The following is a 20,560-nucleotide window of genomic DNA, read 5'->3' on the forward strand; positions in this document are numbered from 1 at the left end:
GGTGTGCTGGAAACTTTCGCGACGATGCGGAAGCCGGCTCAACGGCGGCGCTGGAGCACCTCTTCCATCAGCTCGATCTGGATCGACTGGATCTCGGCGAGCCGCTCCCATTGCCGGGTCAGCATGTGGTCGATCTTCTCGTGCAAATGGCGGATCTCGAGTTCCGCCTTGAGGTTCACCCGGTAGTCGTTCTCCGAGCGCTTGCGGTCCTTCGCCTCCTGCCGCTTCTGGCTCATCATGATGATCGGCGCCTGCAGGGCGGCGATGCAGGACAGCACAAGATTGAGCAGGATGAACGGGTAGGGGTCGAAGGCGCCGGCGGCGAGCAGCGCGGTGTTGATGATCATCCACACCACCAGCAGGCCGCAGAAGCCGATGATGAAGGTCCAGCTGCCGCCGAAGCTGGCGATGAGGTCGGCGGAGCGCTCGCCGAGCGTGCGGTTCTCGTCCAGCTCCTCCTCGACATTGGCGGCGAGGGTTTCGTGGCGGGCGAGGCTCTCGATGACGTCGCGCTCGATCTGCGAGAGGTCGCCGCGCTCGGCCTGCAGCGTCTCGGCGATCATGGTGGAACGCTCGGCGGCAAGGGCCTCGCGCGAGATGAAGGCGTCGTCGGGTATGCCGGGATGGGCGGCGCGGATATGCGCCGCCAGCGCCGGGCGCAGCGTGTCGAGCCGCTCGCCGTCATGGTCGGTGACGATCTGGCCGGTGAGGGCGCAGTGATGGCGGATGCGATGGCGTTCGCCGTCGGCGGGGGGATTCTGGTGCGTCATGCCTGGGCTCCTGCGTTCCGCCATCCGGTTTGCCGCCCCGCCTTCCGCCGCCCCGCCGATCAGGTCTCGACGAGGCCGGTGGTGTCGCCGCTGGCCTGGGAATCGCCGCGCCCGTGCGGACGGGCGAGGTAGTCGGCCGAGCGCATCTCGTGCAGGCGCGAGACGGTGCGCGCCCATTCGAACGCCTCGGCACCCTGCGTGCCGCGATAGAGTTCCTCGGGCTCCGCCGCCGCCGAGGCGACCAGCTTGACGCCCTTGTCGTAGAGCTCGTCGATCAGGGTGATGAAGCGCTTGGCCTCGTTGCGGCGGTCCTGGTCCATCACCGGCACATGCTCGATGACCAGCGTGTGATAGGCGCGGGCCAGGCGCAGATAGTCGGAGGCGCCGAGCGGCTGCTCGCACAGATCGGCGAAGGAAAACCGCGCCGCGCCGCCGCCCGCCTTCGGCACGCGCAGCGTGCGGCCGCCGGACACCACGGTGGCCGGGGCGCCGCCATCGACGCCGGCGATGCGATGCCAGATCTTCTCGACCTCGCGGTCGACCTCCACCTGGGTGCCATGCTCGCCGGCGACATACCAGATGCGGGCGCCGCCGAGCTTTTCCATGCGGTAGTCGGTGGGCGAATCGATGCGCACCACGTCCATATGCGCCTCGATCAGCTTGATGAAGGGCAGGAACAGCGCGCGGTTGAGGCCGCCCTCATAGAGGTTCTCCGGGGCAACGTTGGAGGTGGCGACGATGACCACGCCGACGTCGAACAGCTTCTCGAACAGCCGGCCGAGGATCATCGCGTCTGCGATGTCGGTAACGTGGAACTCGTCGAAGCACAGAAGCCACGCCTCCTCCGCCAGCGCCTTGGCGACGATGGCGATGGGGTCGGCATCCTTGAGCTTGCCGGACTTCATGTCGTTGCGGACCTGGAAGATGCGGGCGTGCACATCGGCCATGAACTCATGGAAATGCGCGCGGCGCTTGCGCTTGCGCACGGCGACGCATTCGTAGAACAGGTCGACCAGCATGGTCTTGCCGCGACCGACCGAGCCGTGGATGTAGAGCCCGCGCGGCGGGGGCTGCTGCACGTCCCGTTTGGCGAACAGCCAGCCCAGCGCCGACGATTTGCGCGCGAGGCGCCGCGTCGCGATGCGCTGCTCCAGCGCGGCAAGGGCCGAGACCACCTTGGCCTGGCCGGCGTCGGGGGCGATGTCGCCGGCCGCCATGCGCGCGACATAGCGTGCCGCCAGCACCGATCCGCCCGCTTCTGCCGCAAACTCCATCTGGCCGATCTCCCGAAATTTGTGCCGCGCACACCTAACGACCCGAAGGCGCCGCAGCAAGGAGGCGGGATGCCGCCTTGAACGAAGGTTCGGTAGCAACCGTGCGCAACTGCAATATCGACAGTGGTGGGTGGAGGTCGGGCGGGACGGCCTGCAAATCCGAGGCGCCGAAGGGCGCGGAGGCGGCGCGGTGGGTGCATTTGGCGGCTTGACCCTCGCGAGGTGGTCCCACACAGTTCCGGTGGCTTTCGCAAGCGGGCGAGCCGGCCGGACGGTGCGACACCACCTCAGGCTCGCGCCCCCTGCATGCGAGCCATGCAGGGCTGCCGGTTGTGTGATGTTGCAGTGCGAATATTTATGTCGCACCGCAATGGAGCGGTGGATTGCAATGCCCGGAACGCCGATGACCGATACGCGCGAGTCGCAAAAGACCGCCGAGGCGCCCGCCCCGCGGGGCGACGCCGTTGCCGAAGGCGTGATCCGCAAGATCGTGCCCGCCGAGCGGCAGATGTTTCTCGATCACCTGCTCCGCCTCGACCCGCTGAGCCGCTTCATGCGTTTCGGCGGCGTGGTTTCCGATGCCGCGCTCACGCGCCACGCCGCCCGCGCGGTCGAAGGCGACAAGTTGCTGGTCGGTTTTTTCCACGAGGGCGAGCTGCGGGCCGTCGCCGAGCTGCATCCGCTGCCCAAGAAGCCCGGCAAGCCGGTCGCCGCCGAGGCGGCCTTCAGTGTCGAGCGGGACTGGCAGGGCAAGGGCGTCGGCTCGGCGCTGATGCGCCAGCTGGTGCTGCTGGCGCAGAATCGCGGCATCGAGGACCTCGAAGTGGTGTTCCTGCCGCAGAACGGCCGGATGAAGAGCATCGCGCTGCGCCATGAGGCGGATTTTTCGCTCGACGAGACCGAGATGGTCGGCCACCTGCGTACGCCGCCGGCCACGCCGATCTCCTGGCTGCGCGAGATGATCGGCGACGTCTCCGCCGTCTTCTCCGCGGCATTCGAGTTGCAGGATCGCATGCTGCCGCGCCCGCATCGCGGCCACTGACGCAGCGGCGCGCCGGGTGCGCCCGCAGGCCGGTATCCGCCGGGTCGTCTTGATGCGATGCCTTGACTTGGCCGCGATCGGGCGAGAGACAGGGCCATCCTCATCGAATGCGCCCGGTTCATGGTCATCTCCCATCGCCTTGCTCCTGATGCCGCGATAGGCATTTTCCTGCGTGCGACGATTGCGGCGCTGCTGCTCGTCCTTGCCCTTGCCGGCGGCGCCTTTGCCCAGGTAACGCTCGACACGAAGACCGTGCATGACCGCCTGGAAGGGCAGCGAGCGGTGGTCGACAGCGTCGAGGGGGGCCTGGGACGCGACGGGCTGCGCTCGCAGGACCTCGACGAATTGCGCGGGCGGCTCGACCCGGTGCGCACCGATCTGACGGCGGCGATCGCGGTGCTCGAGCCGCTGCTGAGCGACCTCAACCACCGCATCCAGGAGCTGGGGCCGAAGCCGGCGGCCGACGCGCCGCCGGAAAACGCCTCCGTCACCGCCCAGCGCGACGATCTCACCGCGCAGGCCGCCGAGGTGGAGGGACTGGCCAAGCAGGTGCGGCTGCTCAACACCCGCGGCGACCAGCTGTCCGACCGCATCACCAGCCGCCGCCGCGCTTTGTTCACCGACCAGTTGCTGGCGCGCTCCTATTCCGTCCTCAATCCCGAATTGTGGCTGGCCTCGCTGAGCGCCATGGCGATGGAAGGCCGCGGCATACGCTACCTGATGAGTGACTGGCAGGCCTATGCCGCCAGCCGCATGCCGCTTTGGGGACAATTGCTGCTGGCCCTCGGCGTCGTCGGCATCATCACGCTGTCGGTGATGCTGCGCCGCCTGCTGGGCCGGCCGCTGCGCCGGCTGAACCGCGAGCGGGGCGAGCAAACGCTGTCGCGCCTGCAGGCCTGCGTCGCCTCGATGCTGACCGCCCTGATCGGCGTCGTGCCGCCCATTCTCGCCGCCTTCGCGGGAGTCGCCCTGCTCGACGCCTTCGACGCGCTACCGGCGCGGGTGAGCGAGGTGATGCAGGGCGTGATACTGGCGGTGATCGTGGTTGCCGCCGGGCGCGGCATGCTGCTCGCCGCGCTGGCGCCCGACGAGCCCTGGCGCCGCGTGGTGCCGGTGAGCGACCAGATCGCCACCCTGCTGTACCGGCATATCGTCGGCGGTGTCTGGCTGCTCGGCGTGGTCGCCTTCCTCGGCAATCTGCACCGGGCGCTGGTGACGCCGGTGGCGCTCACCGTCAGCAACAATGCGCTGCTGGCGCTCGGTCTCGCGGTGATCGCCATCTCGACGGTGCGGGCGCTGGCCGCCGATGACGATCCGGCCGACGGGGCGGGCGACGCGCCGGCGGCGGGAGAGCAACCGGAAAGCGTGCTGGCCGCCGCCTCCGCCACCGCGCTGCAATGGGCGCGCTTCCCGTTCTGGGTGCTGAACTTCGCCGTGCTCGGCGCGCTGCTCGCCGGCTATGTCAGCCTCGCCAGCTTCCTCGCCTCGCGCTCGCTGGTCGCGGTGGTGTTCGGGCTGTTCGTCTATGTGGTGGTGGCGCTGATCAACGCCTTCTTCATCGAGGGCATCGCCCAGGGACACAAGGCCAAGATGGCGGCGCGCACGCTCGGCGTGCGCCCGGCCAGCCTCGAGCTGATCGCCGTGCTGGTGGCCGGCGTGCTCAAGGTGGTGGTGGTGGTGTTCGCCATCGTCATCGTGGTCGGCACCTGGGGCACCTCCACCGCCGATTTGCGCGACGTGGTCAGCCGCATCACCTTCGGCTTCACCATCGGCACCTCGACGGTGACGATCGGCGACATCCTCTACGCGGTGCTGTTCCTGATCGTTGGCATCCTGATCGCCCGTGCCATCCAGCGCTGGGTCTCGGTGGCGATCCTGCCGCGCACCGCCTTCGATCCCGGCCTGCAGAACTCCATCGCCACCATCATCGGCTATGTGATCTCGCTCGCCGTGATCGCCATGGCGATGGGGCAGATCGGCCTCAACCTGCAGAACATCGCGCTGGTCGCCGGTGCGCTGTCGGTCGGTATCGGTTTCGGCCTGCAATCGATCGTGTCGAACTTCGTCTCGGGGCTGATCCTGCTCGCCGAGCGACCGATCCGCGTCGGCGACACCATTTCGGTGAAGGGCGAGGAGGGCTATGTGCGCCGCATCTCGGTGCGCGCCACCGAGATCGAGACCTTCGACCGCGCCGCCGTGCTGATCCCCAATTCCGACCTGATCACCGGCCTCGTCAAGAACTACACCCACGCCAACACCACCGGGCGCATCATCCTCCAGATCAACGTCGCCTATGACGCCGATGCCGAGGAGGTGCGCGACCTGTTGATCGGCTGCGCCTGCGATCATCCGCAGGTGCTGCGCTCGCCGCCGCCGCGGGTGTTCCTGGTCAAGTTCGGCGACAGCTACCTGCAATTCGAGCTGCGTTGCGTGGTCGCCAATGTCGACTACGCGCTGACCGTGAAGAGCGACCTGCATTTCGCCGTGCTCGATCGCATGAAGCAGGCGCGCATCGGCATACCGTTCACGCCCTGGAGCATCTATCGCGGCGGCTCGCTGGAGGCGCCCGATCCCACCGCCGGCGAGGACGGCTAAGACGCCGCGCGGTCGGGCGGCAAGCCCGGCAGGAACGAAAGATATTCGTTTTCAATCATTTGGCGCGAAGGCTCTTTCGCAAAGGTCTTTCAACCTTTGCGGCACATGCTCCGGCCCCGCCTATTCGTGCCTCGCTTGCCGATTCGCGCTTTTCTCCTCCTGCCCCCGAGAGGCTTCCATGCCCGGTTTCCCCATTTCGCGCCGTGCGATCCCGCGTCTGGCGGCCGGCGCGCTGCTGCTGCCGCTGTTTCTCGCGGGCTGCGCCACGCCGCCGCCGGTGGCCACCGACCCCACCTTCTATGCCGACCTGTCCAAGGGCGGGCAGCTCGATCCGGAGGCGGCCGCCTCGCTGGTGAGCGACTATCGGCGCGGACGAGGGCTGTCGGCGGTCGCCATCGACCCGGTGCTGATGCGGGTGGCGGAACAGCAGGCCAGGGCGATGGCGGCGGCGGACGAGCTGTCGCATTCGGTCGGCGGGCGCGGCTTCGTGCAGCGGCTGAAATCGGCCGGCTGGACCGGGTTGACGGCGGTGGAGAATGTCGGCGCCGGCTACCACACGCTCGCCGAGGCGTTTTCCGGCTGGCGGGATTCGCCCTCGCACAACAAGAACATGCTGGCGCCGGGCATGACCAAGATGGGCATCGCCGCCATCGCGGTGCCGAGGAGCCGCTACCGCGTCTACTGGGCGATGGTGCTCGGCAAGCCGGATCCGAAGGTGGAGGCCGCCGCGCAGGCCGCCGCCACTCCGGCGGCGGGCGCCCAGCCCGCCAATTCCCAGCCGGCGATGGGCACCACCACCGTCACCTTCGGCGGCGCCACCCTGCAGGGGCAATAGGCCGAGCGGCGTCGAGCGCGGCGCCCAGCGCCCTTATCGATCAGGTGGGATCACCTGATCGATAAGAACGCGCTCGCGATCCGATAGGCTGGAGCCTGTTCTCGTCGCGAGAGCTTTTCAGCCTTTGCGGAACAGGCCCTAGCGCCGCATCGTCGCCGGGGCGAGCGGGTTGTCGGTGAGGGCCTTGCCGTCCGGCTGGTCCGGCGCCGGCAGGCCCATGAAGGCGTCGAACAGCCGGCGGATCACCGCCGGCTCGACATCGCGCACGATCATGACGAGACGGGTGCGGTGGTCGTCGTCGGGCCAGGCGGGCAGCTGGCTCGGCGGATGCAGCACCTGCTGCACGCCGTGCAGCACCACCGGGCGGGCGGGATCCTCGGCGAGCGCGACGATGCCCTTGAGCCGCAGCAGCTTGTCGCCATGCATGCCGCGGACGAGTTCCAGGAACATGTCGAGCGCCGCCGCCGGAACCGCCGCCTCAGTGGCTACGGTGAAGGCGCGGATGCGGTCGTCATGGCGATTGGCGTCGTGCGCGGATTGTCCGCGCTGCGCCGCTTCCGCCGCCTCGATCGCCTCGTCGCGCAGCCAGCCGGCGACGTCGGGGATCTTGCTCGACGGGTCGTAGAGGCCGGCCTCGAGCAGCGCCGCCGCCGTCGCCTCGCCCTTTGCCGCATCGAGCCGGACGGCGCCGGGCGCCAGCCGGTCGAGCCGGGCGTCGAGGGCGGCGAAAGCGGCCTGCCGCTCCGGCGTGTCGAGGAGGTCCGTCTTGGTGAGGACCAGCCGGTCGGCGATCGCCGCCTGCTTGACCGCTTCGGGATGGGCGTCGAGCGTCGCGAGCCCGTTCACCGCATCGATCACCGTCACCACCCCGTCGAGGCGGAAGCGCATGACCAGATAGGGATGCATCATCAGCACGTGCAGGATCGGGGCGGGGTCGGCGAGGCCGGTGGTCTCGATCATCACCCGCCGGAACGGCGGGATGACGCCGTTGTCCATACGACGCAGCAGGTGCTCCAGCCCCTCGACGAGGTCGCCGCGCACCGTGCAGCACAGGCAGCCCGAGGCGAGCAGCACGGTGGCGTCGTCGAAATGCTGCACCAGCAGATGGTCGAGCCCGATCTCGCCGAACTCGTTGATGAGCACGGCGGTGTCCTTCAGGCCCGTATCCGCCAGCAGGCGGTTGAGCAGCGTGGTCTTCCCGGCTCCGAGAAAGCCGGTGAGCAGCGTGACGGGGATCGGCTCCGGCTGCCCGCGTGTCGTATCGCTCATGATCGTACGGTCTATTGTGCCGCCGTGGCCGGGCTGGGCGCGGGCACCGGCGCGATGATGATGGTCGGCTGCGAACCCGCCTGCGCGGCGGGCTTGGCCGCCGGTTTCGGCTTGGCGGTCGAGGCCGTCGGCTTGGGAGCGGGCTTGGCAGCCGGTTTGGCCGCCGGCTTCGGCGCCGGGGCGGCGTCGCCGGTCGGATCGGCCATCACCGTGGTCTCCGGCGTGCTCTTCGGCTTGGCGGCGGATTTCGAGCCCGGCTTGGCGTCGGGCTTGGCCGGCGCCACGGGGATGGCGACCTGCTTGGCGCCGGTGACCTTCTTGCTGCCGGTGGCGGGCTTCTTCGGCGCCGGCGCCGGATAGGCGGCGGCAAGCGCCGCGGGATCGGGGGTCGGGCCGACGAACACCTCGACCGGCGGCATGGAGGGCGGCAGGTTCTGCAGCAGGCTGGCGCCGGTCACGTTGACGCCGAGGGCACCCATGCCGGCGGCGGCAAAGCCGGCCGGCGCCGGACCGCTGTCGTCATCGGCTTCCGAGGCGACGGTCTTGCGCTTGGCGCCGCAGACCTGGGCGCGCATGTCGGTCGGCGCGCCGCCCTGATTGCGCAGCGAATCCACCGTCGGCGCGACGGCACCGAAGATCTGCCAGGACTGGTTGAAGCCGCGTTCCAGCAGCAGGGCGGCCTGCTCGGTGCGCTCCTTGCCGGAATTGGTGCCGAGCACGATGGCGATCAGCCGCTTGTCGCCGCGATGCGCGGTGGCGACGAGGTTGAAGCCGGAGGCGCAGATGAAGCCGGTCTTCATGCCGTCGGCGCCGGGATAGCGGTCGATCAGCTTGTTGTAGCTGCGGATGACGTTGTTGCCGACCTTCATCGCCGGGATGCGGAACAGCTGCTCGTGCTCGGGATATTCGAGCGCGATGGCGCGCACCAGCACGGCGAGGTCGCGGGCGGTAGTGACGTTGTTGGGATCGGGCAGCCCGTTTGGATTGGCGAAATGCGAGCCGGTCATACCGAGGTCGCGCGCCGCCTCGTTCATCTCGTCGACGAAGGCCGGCAGCGAGCCGCTGACGCCCTCGGCGAGGACATAGGCCATGTCGTTGGCCGACTTGACCAGCATCATCTTCAGCGCGTTGTCGACGGTGAGCTTGGTGCCCGGCACGAAGCCCATCTTCGAGGGCGCCTGCGAGGCGGCCAGCGGCGAGACGGTGATCAGGGTGCTCTCGGTCAGCCGTCCCGCCTTGAGGGCGCGAAAGGTAACATAAGCCGTCATCAGCTTGGTGATGGAGGCAGGATACCAGGGCTTGGTGGCGTCCTCGGCCAGCAGCACCTTGCCGCTGTCGAGCTCGACCACCAGCGACGGCGTCGCGCGCGCGGCCGTGGAGGCCGCCACGGGCAGCAGCCCGGCGATGGCGCCGGCAAGCGCGAGGACGATGGCACGGCTACGGGTGCGGCGGGAGGAGGAGTTCAGCACGCGACGCGATCCGTTCTTGCTGGAAGCGAATATTCGACACACGTTCCTTCCATACCGCGTCCGCCGTCCGGGATCAAAAGGCGCCGGGACGGAAACCGGAAAATGACGCGCCGTTCCGGGCCGCGGGCGGGCGGTGATCGCACCGCCGCGGAACCGCATGCCGCCACGCAAACTTCATCGAAAGCGCGCTAAGCTCCTTGGGATGAGTGATTCGATCCGCCGCCTTCACGAGTCCGTGTGTGCGGCGCGGAAGGGGCGGGTTGCCTCTCCGCGCACCGCCAAGCTGTTCGCGCGCGGCCGCTCCTTCATCGCCAAGAAAGTGGCGGAGGAAGCGGTGGAGGTGGCGCTGGACGGCGCGATGGGCGACGCGCCGGGCGCGGTGCGCGAAAGCGCCGACCTTCTCTACAACCTCGTCGTGCTGTGGGTCGAGCTCGGCATCGATCCCGACGATGTGTGGGCGGAGATGCGCCGGCGCGAGAAGATGCTCGGCATGGCCGAGAAGCTGCCGAAGATGGGCAAGAAGGCCGGCGTGCCGGGTTCTGGCGCCTCGCCGGCGGCTCCGCTGCGGCACGGTGACAGTCTCGGCCATTCGGGCTATGCGGTGCCGGCCGATCTCTTCGCCGACTTTACCGTCGAGCCGGCCCGGGAGGTCTCGGCGGAAGCGGCGGCGGCGGGCGCCGCGCGGCTTGCCTCGCCGACGGCGCCGGGCCCGCGTCGCGGATCCCGCTGAAGCGCCCGCCCTCGGCCCGGCTTGCCGCCAGGCCGCCTTCCCCCGGAGTTTCCATGCTGCGCCGTCTCTATCAATGGGTCATCGACCTCGCCGAACGCCCCTCGGCCGGCTGGGCGCTCGCTGGTGTGTCGGCGGCGGAAAGCTCGTTCTTTCCGGTGCCGCCGGACATCATGCTGGTGCCGATGTGCATCGCCCGGCCGGAGCGGGCCTGGCGCTACGCGCTCATCTGCACGGTCGCCTCGGTGCTGGGCGGGCTCGTCGGCTATGCGATCGGGGCGCTGCTCTACGAGACGGTCGGGCTGTTCCTGATCCAGCTCTATGGTTATGGCGACAAGGTCGACGCCTTCGCCAAGGCCTATGGCGAATACGGCCACTGGATCATCCTGATCAAGGGCGTGACGCCGATCCCCTACAAGGTGGTGACGATCACCTCGGGCTTCGCGCATTACAGCCTGTTCTGGTTCGTCGTCCTGTCGGTGATCACCCGCGGTGCCCGCTTCTTCCTGGTCGCCGGGCTGCTCTACTGGATCGGCCCCTCGGCCCGCACCTTCATCGAGGAACGGCTGGGGCTGGTGACCTTGATCTTCGCGGCGGTCACCATCGGCGGCTTCATCATCGCGACCTATCTGTTCTGAGGCGGATCGGAGCGCCGCTCAGTGCCCGCCCTTGCGGGTATGTACGCGGCTCTCCAGCACCGTCTTGGCGAATAGGGTCACTACCGCCAGCAGCGCCAGCAGCGAGGCCACCGCGAAGGAGGCCTGGAACTGGTACTCGTTGTAGAGGATCTCGACCTGCAGCGGGATGGTGTTGGTCTCGCCGCGCACATGGCCGGAGACCACCGATACCGCGCCGAACTCGCCCATGGCGCGGGCGTTGCAGAGCAGCACGCCATAGAGCAGCGCCCATTTCACATTGGGCAGGGTGACGCGGGAGAACACCCGCCAGCCGGAGGCGCCGAGCGTCACCGCCGCCTCCTCCTCCGTCGTGCCCTGTTCCTGCATCAGCGGGATCAGTTCGCGCGCCACAAAGGGGAAGGTGACGAAAATGGTGGCGAGCGCGATGCCAGGCCAGGCGAAGATGATCTTCCAGCCATTGTCGATCAGCCAGGGGCCGAAATAGCCCTGCGCGCCGAACATGAGCACGAAGACGAGACCGGCCACCACCGGCGACACCGAGAAGGGCAGGTCGAGCAGGGTGATCAGGAAGCTCTTGCCGGGAAAGGAGAACTTGGTGATCGCCCAGGCCATGACGAGGCCCATCACCGTATTTGCGGCGACCGCGATGGCGGTGACGATGAGGGTCAGTTCGATGGCGGCGAGCGCGTCGGGCTCGACCAGGGCGTTGGCATAGGCTTCCCAGCCCTTCACGAAGGCCTGGGCGAAGACGTTGATCAGCGGCAGCACGATGAACAGGCCGATGAACAGCGTCGCCACCGCGACCACCGCCCATTTGACGGCGGCGGGTTCGGAACGGACGGATGGGTCGCTCATGACGCTCTCCCGGTGCGGGACTGCGACCAACGCTGCAGGCCGTTGATCACGAACAGCAATGCGAAGGAGGCCACCAGCATGGTGGCGGCGATGGTGGTGGCGTCGGCGTAGCGGAACTCCTCCAGCCGGATGACGATCAGCAGCGGGGCGATCTCCGACACGTTGGGCAGGTTGCCGGCGATGAAGATCACCGAGCCGTATTCGCCGACCGCGCGGGCGAAGGCGAGGGCGAAGCCGGTGAGGAAGGCCGGCAGCACGGTGGGCAGCACCACCTTGCGGATGGTGGTCCAGCGGCTGGCGCCGAGCGTCGCGGCGGCCTCCTCCAACTCATGGTCGAAATCCTCCAGCACCGGCTGCACCGTGCGCACCACGAAGGGCAGGCCGATGAAGATCAGTGCCACCAGAATGCCGAGCGGGGTGAAGGAGACCTTGATGCCGAAGGGGGCGAGGAATTGGCCAAGCCAGCCATTCTCGGCATAGAGCGTGGTCAGCGCGATACCGGCCACCGCTGTGGGCAGGGCGAAGGGGATGTCGACGAGGGCGTCGAGCAGGCGTCGGCCGGGAAAGTCGTAGCGCACCAGCGCCCACACCACGACGGCCCCGAGCACCAGGTTGATCGCGGCGGCGACCAGCGACAGGCCGAAGGAGATCTTCAGCGCGTTCAGCGTGCGGGCGGCGGTGAGGATGGTCCAGATGCGGTCCGGCGTCAGCTCGGCGGTCTTGAAGAACAGGCCGGCGAGCGGGATCAGCACGATCAGCGAGAGCCAGAGCAAGGTCAGGCCCATGGTGAGCCCGAAGCCGGGGATCACGCCGCTACTGCGGCGCGATGGAGCCGTCTCCCCCAGTTCCGCTGCGCTCATCGTCGTCTCGGCCATGTTCCGGTTCCGCGATCGCCATCATAAGAGCGGCGCCGGACCTGGCGAAAGGTCCGGCGCCCAGTTGTAGCCCAGCGTGAACGCCGGCCTCGGGAACTCAGTTGGAATAGATCTGGTCGAAGACACCGCCATCGTCGAAGTGGGTCTTCTGGGTCTTGCGCCAGCCGCCGAAGATCGGGTCGTCGATGGTGACGAGCGAGACCTTGGGGAACACGTTCTCATACTGCTTGGCGATCTCAGGGTCGCGCGGGCGGTAGAAGTTCTCGGCGGCGACCTTCTGGCCTTCCTTGCTGTAGAGCAGCTTCAGATAGGCCTCGGCGATGGGGCGGGTGCCCTTGCGATCCACCACCTTGTCGACCACCGCGACCGGCGGCTCGGCGAGGATGGAGAGCGAGGGCACGACGATGTCGAACTTGTCGTCGCCGAATTCCTTCTTCGACAGGAACGCCTCGTTCTCCCAGGCGAGCAGCACGTCGCCGACGCCGCGCTCGGTGAAGGTGACGGTGGAGCCGCGCGCCCCGGTGTCGAGCACCGGCACGTTCTTGAACAGCGAAGCGAGATAGGCCTTCGCCTTGTCCTCGGAGCCGTACTTCTTCAGCGCATAGGCCCAACCGGCGAGGTAGTTCCAGCGGGCGCCGCCGGAGGTCTTCGGATTGGGGGTGATGACCTGGATGCCCGGCTTCACCAGGTCGTCCCAGTCCTTGATGCCCTTGGGGTTGCCCTTGCGGACCAGGAATACGATGGTCGAGGTGTAGGGCGAGGAATTGTCGGGCAGGCGCTTCTGCCAATCCTGGGCGAGGAAGCCCTTGTCGGCGATGGCGTCGATGTCATAGGCGAGCGCCAGGGTGACGACGTCGGCCTCGAGGCCGTCGATCACCGAGCGGGCCTGCTTGCCGGAGCCGCCATGCGAGGCCTTGATCTCGACGGTCTTGCCGGTCTCTGCCTTGTACTTCTCCGCGAACAGCTTGTTGAACTGCTGGTAGAGCTCGCGGGTCGGGTCGTAGGACACGTTGAGCAGGGTGGCGTCGGCGGCACGCACCGGCGCCGGCGCGGCGAGCGGGGCGATGAGCGCGGCGGCGAGGCCGGCCACGGCCAGAGGCTTGAAATTGAAGAACATGTCGATCTCTCCATCGCGGCGCCCAGCGCTGCGGAAAACCATCGAGCTCAGAGTTCCACAGCTCTCCCATGGGGTCAACTATAAAAATACAGAGTATATAGAAAATTAGATAAAATAACGTGTCGGTCGTGTGATTTCGAAGGCGTCACCCCGCGTTCGCCTGAAACCTCAATGGGTTGGCGATCGCGAGGTGAACTGCGAGGTGCCGTCAGTGCGCCGAGATCAGCGTGTGAATTCCGCACTCGGTCTTGGCTTTGCCGCGCCAGCGGCCGGCGCGGGCGTCCTCGCCCGGGGCGACGCGGCTGGTGCAGGGCAGGCAGCCGACCGAGGGGAAACCCTTGGCTTCCAGCGGGTGCGGCGGTAGGGCGAAGCGCTTGTGAGCGGCTTCCACCTCGGCCCGCTCAAGGCTGGCGAGCGGGTTGAACTTCAGCCGCTCGCCATCGCGCTCGGCCACCGCAATGGCGGCGCGGGTGGAGGCCTGGTAGCGCTTGCGCCCGTTCAGCCAGCCATCGAAGCCCGACAGCGCGCGGGCCAGCGGCTCGACCTTGCGGATGCGGCAGCAGGCGTCCGGGTCGGAATACCAGAGGTCGTTGCCGGCATCGAGCGCGGCCAGCCGCTCGGCATCCGGGTGGATGGAGCGGACATCGGTGAGACCGAGCTGGGCCGCGAGCGTGTCGCGATAGGCGAGGGTCTCCTCGAACAGCCAGCCGGTGTCGAGGAACACCACCGGGATCGACGGGTCCACCTCGGCGGCGAAGGCGAGCAGCACCGCGGATTCGGTGCCGAAGGACGAGACGAGGCACAACCGGTCGCGTCCGACGATGGTCTGGGCGGCGGCGATGATCTCGGTCGGCGAGCGGCCTTCGAGGGTGCGGGAAATCTCTTCCACCGCGTCGAGCGGGGTGGTGCCGGCGAGGGTATCAGGCAGCAGGGTGGAGGTCATGCGGCCGCCCCCCGGTCCGACGACCCGTTGTCGTCCGCGCGGGTCGCCGAGCGGCCGAGCCGGGCGCGCAGCAGGCTTTTGCGGCCGTCGCCAGTCGGCTGGTAGAACACGGTGTAGCTGTGCATCGCGGCGTCGAAGGCCTGCGCGTCGGCCGGCTTGACCGGCACGATCTGATCGAAGCCGGAACGGGCCATGATGAGGAACTGGTCGCGCAGCACGTTGCCGACGGCGCGCAGCGGCCCCTTCCAGCCGAGCCGCTCGCGCAGCAGGCGGGCCTGGCTGTAGGCGCGCCCGTCGCGGAAGGTGGGGAAGTTGAGCGCCACCAGCGCGAGGCGCGGCAGATAGGGCGCGATCTCGGCGATCGGCTTGTTGTTCGGCCAGATGAGGCCGACCTCGACATTGGCGCTCTTCAGCGCCTCCTCTTCCTTGAGGAAGCGGTCGAGCGACAGTAGCACCGGGGTGGAGGCGGGGAGGGTTTCGTCCTCGTCGGCGACGCGGATGAAGCGGTCCTCGACCAGCTTGCCGTTCTCAATGAGTGGCATAGACGCGCTCCTTGAAGGGTTCGACGCCGAGGCGATGAACGGTGTCGATGAACAGCTCCTTCGGCGAGGAGCGCAGTTCGAGATAGGCGTCGACGATGTCCTCGATCAGGCCCGGCACCTGATCGTAGGAAACCGCCGGGCCGAGCAGTGTGCCCAGCTGGGCATGCTCGTCGGCGCGGCCGCCGAGGGTGATCTGGTAGAATTCCTGGCCGTTCTTCTCGACGCCGAGAATGCCGATATGGCCAACATGGTGATGGCCGCAGGCATTGATGCAGCCGGAGATGTTGACGTGCAGCCGGCCGATGCCGCGCGAGCGGTCGAGATCGGCGAAGCGCTTGGAGATCTCCTGCGCCACCGGAATGGCGCGGGCATTGGCCAGCGCGCAATAATCGAGGCCGGGGCAGGCGATGATGTCGCTGATGTGGTTGACGTTCGGCGTCGCCAGTTCGGCGGCGTCGAGCTGGCGCCACAGCTCCGGCAGGTCCTTGGTCGCCACGTTCGGCAGGCAGAGGTTCTGCTCGTGGCCGACGCGGATCTCGTGGAAGGCATAGGCGTCGGCGAGGTCGGCGACCACGTCCATCTGGTCGGCGGTGGCGTCGCCGGGAGGCGCGCCCACGGGCTTCAGCGAGATGGTGACGATGGAATAGCCGGGCACCTTATGCTTGTGCACCGAGTTGCGGTACCAGGTGGCGAAGCGCGGATCTTCCAGCGCCGCCTTCAGTTCGGCGGGCTCGGCTTCCAGCGCGGCGAAATCCGGGTAGAGGAAACGGGCGCGGATATCGTCGATGATCTCGTCGGTGAGCTTCAGCGCGCCATCGCGGATGTTCGCCCACTCGGCCTCGACCGCCTGCGCGAACGCCTCGGCGCCGATCTCGTGCACCAGGATCTTGATGCGCGCCTTGTAGATGTTGTCGCGCCGGCCGAACTGGTTGTACACGCGCATGATGGCTTCGATGTAGCTGAGCACGTGCCGGACCGGCAGGAACGGGCGGATCGACTTGCCTACGAAGGGCGTGCGACCGAGGCCGCCGCCGACCAGTACCTCGAAGCCGAGCTCGCCATCCTCGTTGCGATGCAGCCGCAGGCCGACATCGTGCACCTTGGTGGCGGCGCGATCCTTCGGCGCCGCGGTGATGGCGATCTTGAACTTGCGCGGCAGGTAGGTGAACTCGGGGTGGAAGGTCGAGTACTGGCGTAGGATCTCCGCCCAGATGCGCGGGTCGTCGAATTCCTCCGGCGTGGCGCCGGCCCACTGGTCGGTGGTCACGTTGCGGATGCAGTTGCCCGACGTCTGTATGCCGTGCACGCCGACCTCGCCGAGGTCGGCCATGGCCTGCGGCAGGTCTTCCAGCTTGATCCAGTTGAACTGGATGTTCTGCCGGGTGGTGAAGTGGCCGTAGCCGCGATCATAGACGCGCGCGACATGCGCCATGCGACGCAACTGGTCCGAGGACAGCGTGCCATAGGGGATGGCGATGCGCAGCATATAGGCGTGCAGCTGCAGATAGACGCCGTTCATCAGCCGCAGCGGCTTGAACTCGTCCTCGGAGAGGGCGCCCGACAGGCGCCGTTCCACCTGGTCGCGGAAGTCGGCGACCCGTTCGGCGAGGAAGGCGCGGTCGAATTCGTCGTAGACGTACATGATCGGTGTCTTCTTCAGTCGCGGCTCGAAGGAACGGCGTTCAGGCCGCGGGAAGGGTGGAGGCGGGCGTGTCCGAACCCGGCAGCGCGAAGGTGACGCCGTTGACGCGGATGCGCTCGCGCAGATTGCCGGGCAGGATGGTGCCGTTGTCGCCGAGGATCACCGGTGCCACATAGGCGCCGACGGCGTCGGTGTCGCGCTTGTGGGCGCCTTCCAGCAGAGCGATGGCCTCCGGCGCGGTGGTGACGACGGCGGCATCGGCCAGCGCGGTCGACCAGCTGCCCTCGGCGGTACGCCAGACCACCGCGCCGTCCGACAGACGGTTGGCGGTGACGGCGACCGGGCCGTTGACCTTCAGTTTCTGTTGTTGCGGCGCGGCCATTTCCGGCAAATCCCTGTGTTTTAGTCGTTCCAAATATATAACACAAAATCGGATGTGCAAATTCGATTAATGCACAAAATTTATGTGTGATATGTTATTTGACAATATTTGTAGACTGTTAGGTGTGGCTCAGGCCTGTATCTGGATCGGCAGATCTTCGCCGTCGCGGTCCGGAATGGCCGGAAAGCCGATGGCCCGCCCCTGCGCGATGCGCCCGGCGGTCCAGGCGGCGGCGCAGGCATCGACGAGGTCGTCCTCGCCCACGCCGAGCTCGCGGGCGCGGGCGGGCGAGGTGAGGCCGGCCTCAAAGCCTTGTGTCGCAAGGAGCCGGCGTCGCAAGGCGAGGCCCGGCTTGTTCGGGGCATTCTTCACCTTCTTGGCGATATCGAGCGGCGTCTCGCCGTTCATCGCCCAGAAGCTCACCTCCGGATGGCATTCGTGGATCCGCCTGGCGAGGTCGGGCCGGCCGCGCAACAGCCGATCGATCTCGGCGATCTTGCCGAAGATGTGGAAGGCCTGCTTGGAGACCGCACGCGGCGGTTCGGAGCTTGCGCGGGCGACAGAGCAGGCATGCCGGTAGCGCTCGGCTTCATCCGCGATGCTCATGTCGAGCGCCGCATAGACGGCGGCGCGCGAGGGCATGGAGAAGACGCTCGACTGCCGCATGCCGAGCCGGGGGCGCACTAGCCGCTCGGGCGCCCGTCCGTTGGGGCCGACGCGCTCGGGCAGGCCGATCGGCATGTCGACGGCGATGATCTGCGGCGCGTCCGGCCGGTCGACGAGATCGGCGAGACGGCCGACCCGTTCGACGGACATGACGCCGCCGGGCTCGACGACCACCGCGACCCATCCGCCCTTGCAGCCGTCGACCCCGGCCAGCCGGACCGCGCTCATATGATGTTCAGCTCGGCATGCGGGCGGTTGGCGAGGATGCGCTCATAGCCGAACACGTCGAGATCGAGCGATATCGACCGCCCGTGCACGATCCATTCGGCGATGGCGCGGCCGGCGGCGGGTGCCTGCTGCAGGCCATGGCCGGAGAAGCCGTTCATGAAATAGAAATTGGCGAACTCGGGATGCGGGCCAATCACCGCATTGTGGTCGAGCAGGTTCATCTCGTAGTGCCCGGCCCAGGCGCGCACCAGCTTCACCTCTTCCATCGCCGGAATGCGGGTGGCGAGGTTGGGCCAGGTGGTCTCCTCGAACAGCGGCCAGTCGACCTCGAAATCCTCGCCCGGATCGCGATCCTCCACCGGATCCGGTGCGCCGCAGATCTGGTAGGCCCCTTCCGGACGGATCCAGAAGCCGGTCGGATCGACCAGCAGCGGCAGGCGCGGCAGCTCGGTGCGGCAGTGCAAGACAAAGATGCAGCGCTTGCGCCCTTCGACCGGCAGCGCGATGCCGGCGAGGCCGGCGAGGCGCCCGGCGCGCGGGCCGGCGGCGTTGACGAGGCTGCCGCAAGCGATGCGCCGCCCATCGGCGAGGGTGACGCCGGCGATGCGTCCGCCCGTGCGCTCGATGCCGACCACCTCGCCGGTGATCAGCTGCGCGCCCTGCCGCTTGGCGGCGCGGCGGGCGCCGGCGAGGAAGGCGTGGGCGTCGAACCAGCCTTCGCCGGAGCGGCCATAGGCGCCGGCGACCAGGCCCTCGACATTCAGATAAGGAAAGGTGGCGGCGAGCCCGGCCGAATCGAGCAGGTCGATATCCGCGCCTTCCGCCTTCTGTACCCGGTGATTGGCCTCCAGGACGGGCAGTCCCTTCTCGGTGGCGAGGATGAGATAGCCGCCTTCATGGAAGGAGATCTCGGTATCGGGATCGAAGCGTTCCTTGATGCCGCGCAGGAAGTCGAGCCCGAACTGCGACATGCGGATGTTCTCCGGGAAGGAGAATTGCTGGCGGATCGAGGCGGCCGACAGGGTGGTCGAGGAGCGGGCGAAGCTCGGGTCGCGCTCGATCACCGCCACCGTGCCGGTGAAGGCGGGATCGAGGGTGAGGAAATAGGCGGCCATCGCCCCCATGATGGCGCCCCCGACGATGACGACGTCGTAATGCTCGTCCGCTCCGATAGCTGCGCTCATGTCCTTCGATCCGGTAAGACGTTGCGTGGTGGGGCGCTGTCGCGCAAGAAAGCTGCGGGGCCGCTGGCCGGCGGGGGTTGGTGTGCCGCCATCCGTCCGGATAGGCTGCTTTCCCGATCTTGCCAATTACCCGAGCGAATCATGTCCACTTCCGTCCGCCCCCGCCGCAGCGTGCTCTATATGCCCGGCGCCAATGCCCGCGCGCTGGAAAAGGCGCGCAGCCTGCCGGCCGATGGCCTCATCATCGATCTGGAGGATGCGGTGGCGCCGGATGCCAAGGCGGCGGCGCGCCGGCAGGTGGCGGCGGCGCTGGCCGGGGGCGGCTATGGCCCGCGCGAGGTGGTGGTGCGGGTGAACGGCTTCGACACCCCCTGGTTCGAAGCGGATCTCGCCTGTTTCGCCGAAGCCGCTGCGGCAGGCATGGGCCCCGACGCGCTGCTGATCCCGAAGATCGCCAGTGCCGAGACGCTGCGGGCGATCGGCACCCGGCTCGACGAGCTCGGCGCCCCGGCCTCGCTGAGGGTCTGGGCGATGATCGAGACGCCGCAGGCGGTGCTGGACGTGGCGGCGATCGCCGCGGCGGCGCGCGATCCGGTGTCCCGCCTCGCCGTGCTGGCGCTCGGCACCAACGACCTCTCCAAGGAGACCGGCGCGCGCATCGTGCCCGGGCGGGCACCCATGCAGGCTTGGCTGTCGTTCTGCGTGCTGGCGGCGAGGGCGGCGCGGATCGAGGTGCTGGACGGCGTGTGGAACGATTTCCGCGATCTCGACGGTTTTTCGCGCGAATGCGCGGAGGCGGCCGAGATGGGCTTCGACGGCAAGACGCTGATCCATCCGACGCAGCTCGAGCCCTGCAACGCCGCCTTCACCCCGCCGACGGACGAGGTGGCGGCGGCGCGGGCGTTGATCGCGGCCTTCGACCTGCCGGAGCATGCCGACAAGGGCGTGATCCAGATCGACGGGCGCATGTATGAGCGCATGCATGCCGACATCGCCCGCAAGACGGTGGCGCTTGCCGAGGCGATCGCCGGGCGCCAGTGAATTCCAGATAGGACGAGACCGATGACGACCGAGACAACGAAGACGATGAAGCTCTACCGCTATCTGACCGGCCCGGACGACGTATCCTTCTGCAAGCGCGTGTCGGCGGCGTTGAACCGGGGCTGGCAGCTTTCCGGCAGCCCGACGCTGACCTTCGACCCGGTGAAGGGCCGGGTCATTTGCGGCCAGGCGATCATGAAGGAGGTCCCGGGCGAATGGTCGGACGAGGTCGTGCTGTCCGATCACTGAGTTTGCGGCCGCTTTTCGACCTATCCACAGGCCTGTGGATAGGTCAGCAAGGCTAACCCACTGAAAGGTCAGCCTTTCTTCCCGAGCGGGGCCATCGGAGCCGTTTTGTCGCCGGTCCGTCATTTTTCTGAAAACGAGGCTGTTGACACTCTGAGGGGCTCCCCCTATAACCCCGTTCATCGACGGGGCGCGCCGCTGACGCGGTGCTGACGCTCCT

Annotated in this window: 20 protein-coding genes; 7 read left to right on the top strand and 13 right to left on the bottom strand. The window is 68.0% G+C overall.

Annotated elements, in window-relative coordinates; genetic code table 11:
- Nucleotides 1-38: 38 nt before the first annotated feature.
- Both LGR54_RS24055 and zapE read right to left on the bottom strand, forming a co-directional pair.
- Nucleotides 39-770, bottom strand: a complete 732-nt coding sequence (locus LGR54_RS24055) for a DUF1003 domain-containing protein (protein ID WP_230364492.1) — start codon at nucleotides 768-770, stop codon at nucleotides 39-41.
- Between the two features lie 59 nt (nucleotides 771-829).
- Nucleotides 830-2,044, bottom strand: coding sequence for a cell division protein ZapE (zapE, locus tag LGR54_RS24060; RefSeq protein WP_255608043.1), 1,215 nt, complete (start codon nucleotides 2,042-2,044; stop codon nucleotides 830-832).
- A 403-nt stretch (nucleotides 2,045-2,447) separates the two neighbouring features.
- On the opposite strand from zapE, the gene LGR54_RS24065 reads away from it, so the two are divergent.
- From LGR54_RS24065 to LGR54_RS24075, 3 genes are all read left to right on the top strand, one after another.
- Entirely contained in the window at nucleotides 2,448-3,086 is a 639-nt protein-coding gene (locus LGR54_RS24065) for a GNAT family N-acetyltransferase (protein WP_230364493.1), read from the top strand.
- A 120-nt stretch (nucleotides 3,087-3,206) separates the two neighbouring features.
- A complete protein-coding gene (locus LGR54_RS24070) occupies nucleotides 3,207-5,681 on the top strand; it encodes a DUF3772 domain-containing protein (protein ID WP_230364494.1) in 2,475 nt (824 codons plus the stop codon).
- 178 nt (nucleotides 5,682-5,859) lie between these two features.
- Complete coding sequence (locus LGR54_RS24075; RefSeq protein WP_230364495.1) at nucleotides 5,860-6,516, top strand: CAP domain-containing protein; 657 nt, start codon at nucleotides 5,860-5,862, stop codon at nucleotides 6,514-6,516.
- A gap of 138 nt (nucleotides 6,517-6,654) precedes the next feature.
- On the opposite strand, the gene LGR54_RS24080 is transcribed toward LGR54_RS24075, so the two are convergent.
- Nucleotides 6,655-7,785, bottom strand: a complete 1,131-nt coding sequence (locus tag LGR54_RS24080; protein WP_230364496.1) for a GTP-binding protein — start codon at nucleotides 7,783-7,785, stop codon at nucleotides 6,655-6,657.
- 11 nt (nucleotides 7,786-7,796) lie between these two features.
- A complete protein-coding gene (locus LGR54_RS24085) occupies nucleotides 7,797-9,254 on the bottom strand; it encodes a D-alanyl-D-alanine carboxypeptidase family protein (RefSeq protein ID WP_230364497.1) in 1,458 nt (485 codons plus the stop codon).
- 202 nt (nucleotides 9,255-9,456) lie between these two features.
- On the opposite strand from LGR54_RS24085, the gene hisE reads away from it, so the two are divergent.
- Nucleotides 9,457-9,984, top strand: coding sequence for a phosphoribosyl-ATP diphosphatase (gene hisE, locus LGR54_RS24090; protein ID WP_255608045.1), 528 nt, complete (start codon nucleotides 9,457-9,459; stop codon nucleotides 9,982-9,984).
- A 53-nt stretch (nucleotides 9,985-10,037) separates the two neighbouring features.
- The gene (locus LGR54_RS24095) at nucleotides 10,038-10,619 is read left to right on the top strand and encodes a YqaA family protein (RefSeq protein WP_230364499.1); all 582 of its coding nucleotides are present in this window, start codon (nucleotides 10,038-10,040) and stop codon (nucleotides 10,617-10,619) included.
- Nucleotides 10,620-10,637: 18 nt separating this feature from the next.
- Here LGR54_RS24095 and cysW read toward each other — a convergent pair whose 3' ends face one another.
- From cysW to LGR54_RS24140, 9 genes are all read right to left on the bottom strand, one after another.
- A complete protein-coding gene (gene cysW / locus LGR54_RS24100; RefSeq protein ID WP_230364500.1) occupies nucleotides 10,638-11,474 on the bottom strand; it encodes a sulfate ABC transporter permease subunit CysW in 837 nt (278 codons plus the stop codon).
- A complete protein-coding gene (gene cysT / locus LGR54_RS24105; RefSeq protein ID WP_230364515.1) occupies nucleotides 11,471-12,334 on the bottom strand; it encodes a sulfate ABC transporter permease subunit CysT in 864 nt (287 codons plus the stop codon). The genes cysW and cysT overlap by 4 nt, the downstream gene beginning before the upstream one ends.
- Before the next feature lie 112 nt (nucleotides 12,335-12,446).
- Entirely contained in the window at nucleotides 12,447-13,466 is a 1,020-nt protein-coding gene (locus LGR54_RS24110; protein ID WP_230364501.1) for a sulfate ABC transporter substrate-binding protein, read from the bottom strand.
- Nucleotides 13,467-13,674: 208 nt separating this feature from the next.
- The gene (locus tag LGR54_RS24115) at nucleotides 13,675-14,409 is read right to left on the bottom strand and encodes a phosphoadenylyl-sulfate reductase (protein WP_230364502.1); all 735 of its coding nucleotides are present in this window, start codon (nucleotides 14,407-14,409) and stop codon (nucleotides 13,675-13,677) included.
- The gene (locus tag LGR54_RS24120; RefSeq protein ID WP_230364503.1) at nucleotides 14,406-14,951 is read right to left on the bottom strand and encodes a DUF934 domain-containing protein; all 546 of its coding nucleotides are present in this window, start codon (nucleotides 14,949-14,951) and stop codon (nucleotides 14,406-14,408) included. Before LGR54_RS24120 ends, LGR54_RS24115 begins: the two co-directional genes overlap by 4 nt.
- Nucleotides 14,938-16,593, bottom strand: a complete 1,656-nt coding sequence (locus tag LGR54_RS24125) for a nitrite/sulfite reductase (RefSeq protein WP_230364504.1) — start codon at nucleotides 16,591-16,593, stop codon at nucleotides 14,938-14,940. The genes LGR54_RS24120 and LGR54_RS24125 overlap by 14 nt, the downstream gene beginning before the upstream one ends.
- A gap of 40 nt (nucleotides 16,594-16,633) precedes the next feature.
- Nucleotides 16,634-16,975 (bottom strand): DUF2849 domain-containing protein, encoded by a 342-nt coding sequence (locus LGR54_RS24130; protein ID WP_230364505.1) that lies wholly within the window; start codon nucleotides 16,973-16,975, stop codon nucleotides 16,634-16,636.
- 129 nt (nucleotides 16,976-17,104) lie between these two features.
- Complete coding sequence (locus tag LGR54_RS24135) at nucleotides 17,105-17,869, bottom strand: DUF429 domain-containing protein (RefSeq protein ID WP_230364506.1); 765 nt, start codon at nucleotides 17,867-17,869, stop codon at nucleotides 17,105-17,107.
- On the bottom strand, nucleotides 17,866-19,053 hold the full coding sequence (locus LGR54_RS24140; RefSeq protein WP_230364507.1) for an FAD-binding oxidoreductase: 1,188 nt from the start codon (nucleotides 19,051-19,053) through the stop codon (nucleotides 17,866-17,868). Before LGR54_RS24140 ends, LGR54_RS24135 begins: the two co-directional genes overlap by 4 nt.
- 141 nt (nucleotides 19,054-19,194) lie before the next feature.
- On the opposite strand from LGR54_RS24140, the gene LGR54_RS24145 reads away from it, so the two are divergent.
- Nucleotides 19,195-20,094: a CoA ester lyase gene (locus LGR54_RS24145; RefSeq protein ID WP_230364508.1), complete on the top strand. Its 900-nt coding sequence runs from the start codon at nucleotides 19,195-19,197 to the stop codon at nucleotides 20,092-20,094.
- A gap of 45 nt (nucleotides 20,095-20,139) precedes the next feature.
- On the top strand, nucleotides 20,140-20,343 hold the full coding sequence (locus tag LGR54_RS24150) for a DUF1737 domain-containing protein (protein ID WP_230364516.1): 204 nt from the start codon (nucleotides 20,140-20,142) through the stop codon (nucleotides 20,341-20,343).
- Nucleotides 20,344-20,560 lie beyond the last annotated feature (217 nt).

This window comes from Ancylobacter sp. Lp-2, assembly GCF_020523795.1.
In the GTDB taxonomy this organism is placed as follows: Bacteria; Pseudomonadota; Alphaproteobacteria; order Rhizobiales; family Xanthobacteraceae; genus Ancylobacter.

Coding starts and splice junctions, on each gene's coding strand:
- zapE (WP_255608043.1), bottom strand. CDS start 2,044: ATGGAGTTTGCGGCAGAAGCGGGCGGATCGGTGCTGGCGGCACGCTAT.
- LGR54_RS24135 (WP_230364506.1), bottom strand. CDS start 17,869: ATGAGCGCGGTCCGGCTGGCCGGGGTCGACGGCTGCAAGGGCGGATGG.
- LGR54_RS24070 (WP_230364494.1), top strand. CDS start 3,207: ATGGTCATCTCCCATCGCCTTGCTCCTGATGCCGCGATAGGCATTTTC.
- LGR54_RS24055 (WP_230364492.1), bottom strand. CDS start 770: ATGACGCACCAGAATCCCCCCGCCGACGGCGAACGCCATCGCATCCGC.
- LGR54_RS24145 (WP_230364508.1), top strand. CDS start 19,195: ATGTCCACTTCCGTCCGCCCCCGCCGCAGCGTGCTCTATATGCCCGGC.
- cysT (WP_230364515.1), bottom strand. CDS start 12,334: ATGAGCGCAGCGGAACTGGGGGAGACGGCTCCATCGCGCCGCAGTAGC.
- LGR54_RS24115 (WP_230364502.1), bottom strand. CDS start 14,409: ATGACCTCCACCCTGCTGCCTGATACCCTCGCCGGCACCACCCCGCTC.
- LGR54_RS24140 (WP_230364507.1), bottom strand. CDS start 19,053: ATGAGCGCAGCTATCGGAGCGGACGAGCATTACGACGTCGTCATCGTC.
- LGR54_RS24110 (WP_230364501.1), bottom strand. CDS start 13,466: ATGTTCTTCAATTTCAAGCCTCTGGCCGTGGCCGGCCTCGCCGCCGCG.
- LGR54_RS24120 (WP_230364503.1), bottom strand. CDS start 14,951: ATGCCACTCATTGAGAACGGCAAGCTGGTCGAGGACCGCTTCATCCGC.
- LGR54_RS24125 (WP_230364504.1), bottom strand. CDS start 16,593: ATGTACGTCTACGACGAATTCGACCGCGCCTTCCTCGCCGAACGGGTC.
- LGR54_RS24065 (WP_230364493.1), top strand. CDS start 2,448: ATGACCGATACGCGCGAGTCGCAAAAGACCGCCGAGGCGCCCGCCCCG.
- LGR54_RS24080 (WP_230364496.1), bottom strand. CDS start 7,785: ATGAGCGATACGACACGCGGGCAGCCGGAGCCGATCCCCGTCACGCTG.
- LGR54_RS24150 (WP_230364516.1), top strand. CDS start 20,140: ATGAAGCTCTACCGCTATCTGACCGGCCCGGACGACGTATCCTTCTGC.
- cysW (WP_230364500.1), bottom strand. CDS start 11,474: ATGAGCGACCCATCCGTCCGTTCCGAACCCGCCGCCGTCAAATGGGCG.
- LGR54_RS24095 (WP_230364499.1), top strand. CDS start 10,038: ATGCTGCGCCGTCTCTATCAATGGGTCATCGACCTCGCCGAACGCCCC.
- hisE (WP_255608045.1), top strand. CDS start 9,457: ATGAGTGATTCGATCCGCCGCCTTCACGAGTCCGTGTGTGCGGCGCGG.
- LGR54_RS24130 (WP_230364505.1), bottom strand. CDS start 16,975: ATGGCCGCGCCGCAACAACAGAAACTGAAGGTCAACGGCCCGGTCGCC.
- LGR54_RS24075 (WP_230364495.1), top strand. CDS start 5,860: ATGCCCGGTTTCCCCATTTCGCGCCGTGCGATCCCGCGTCTGGCGGCC.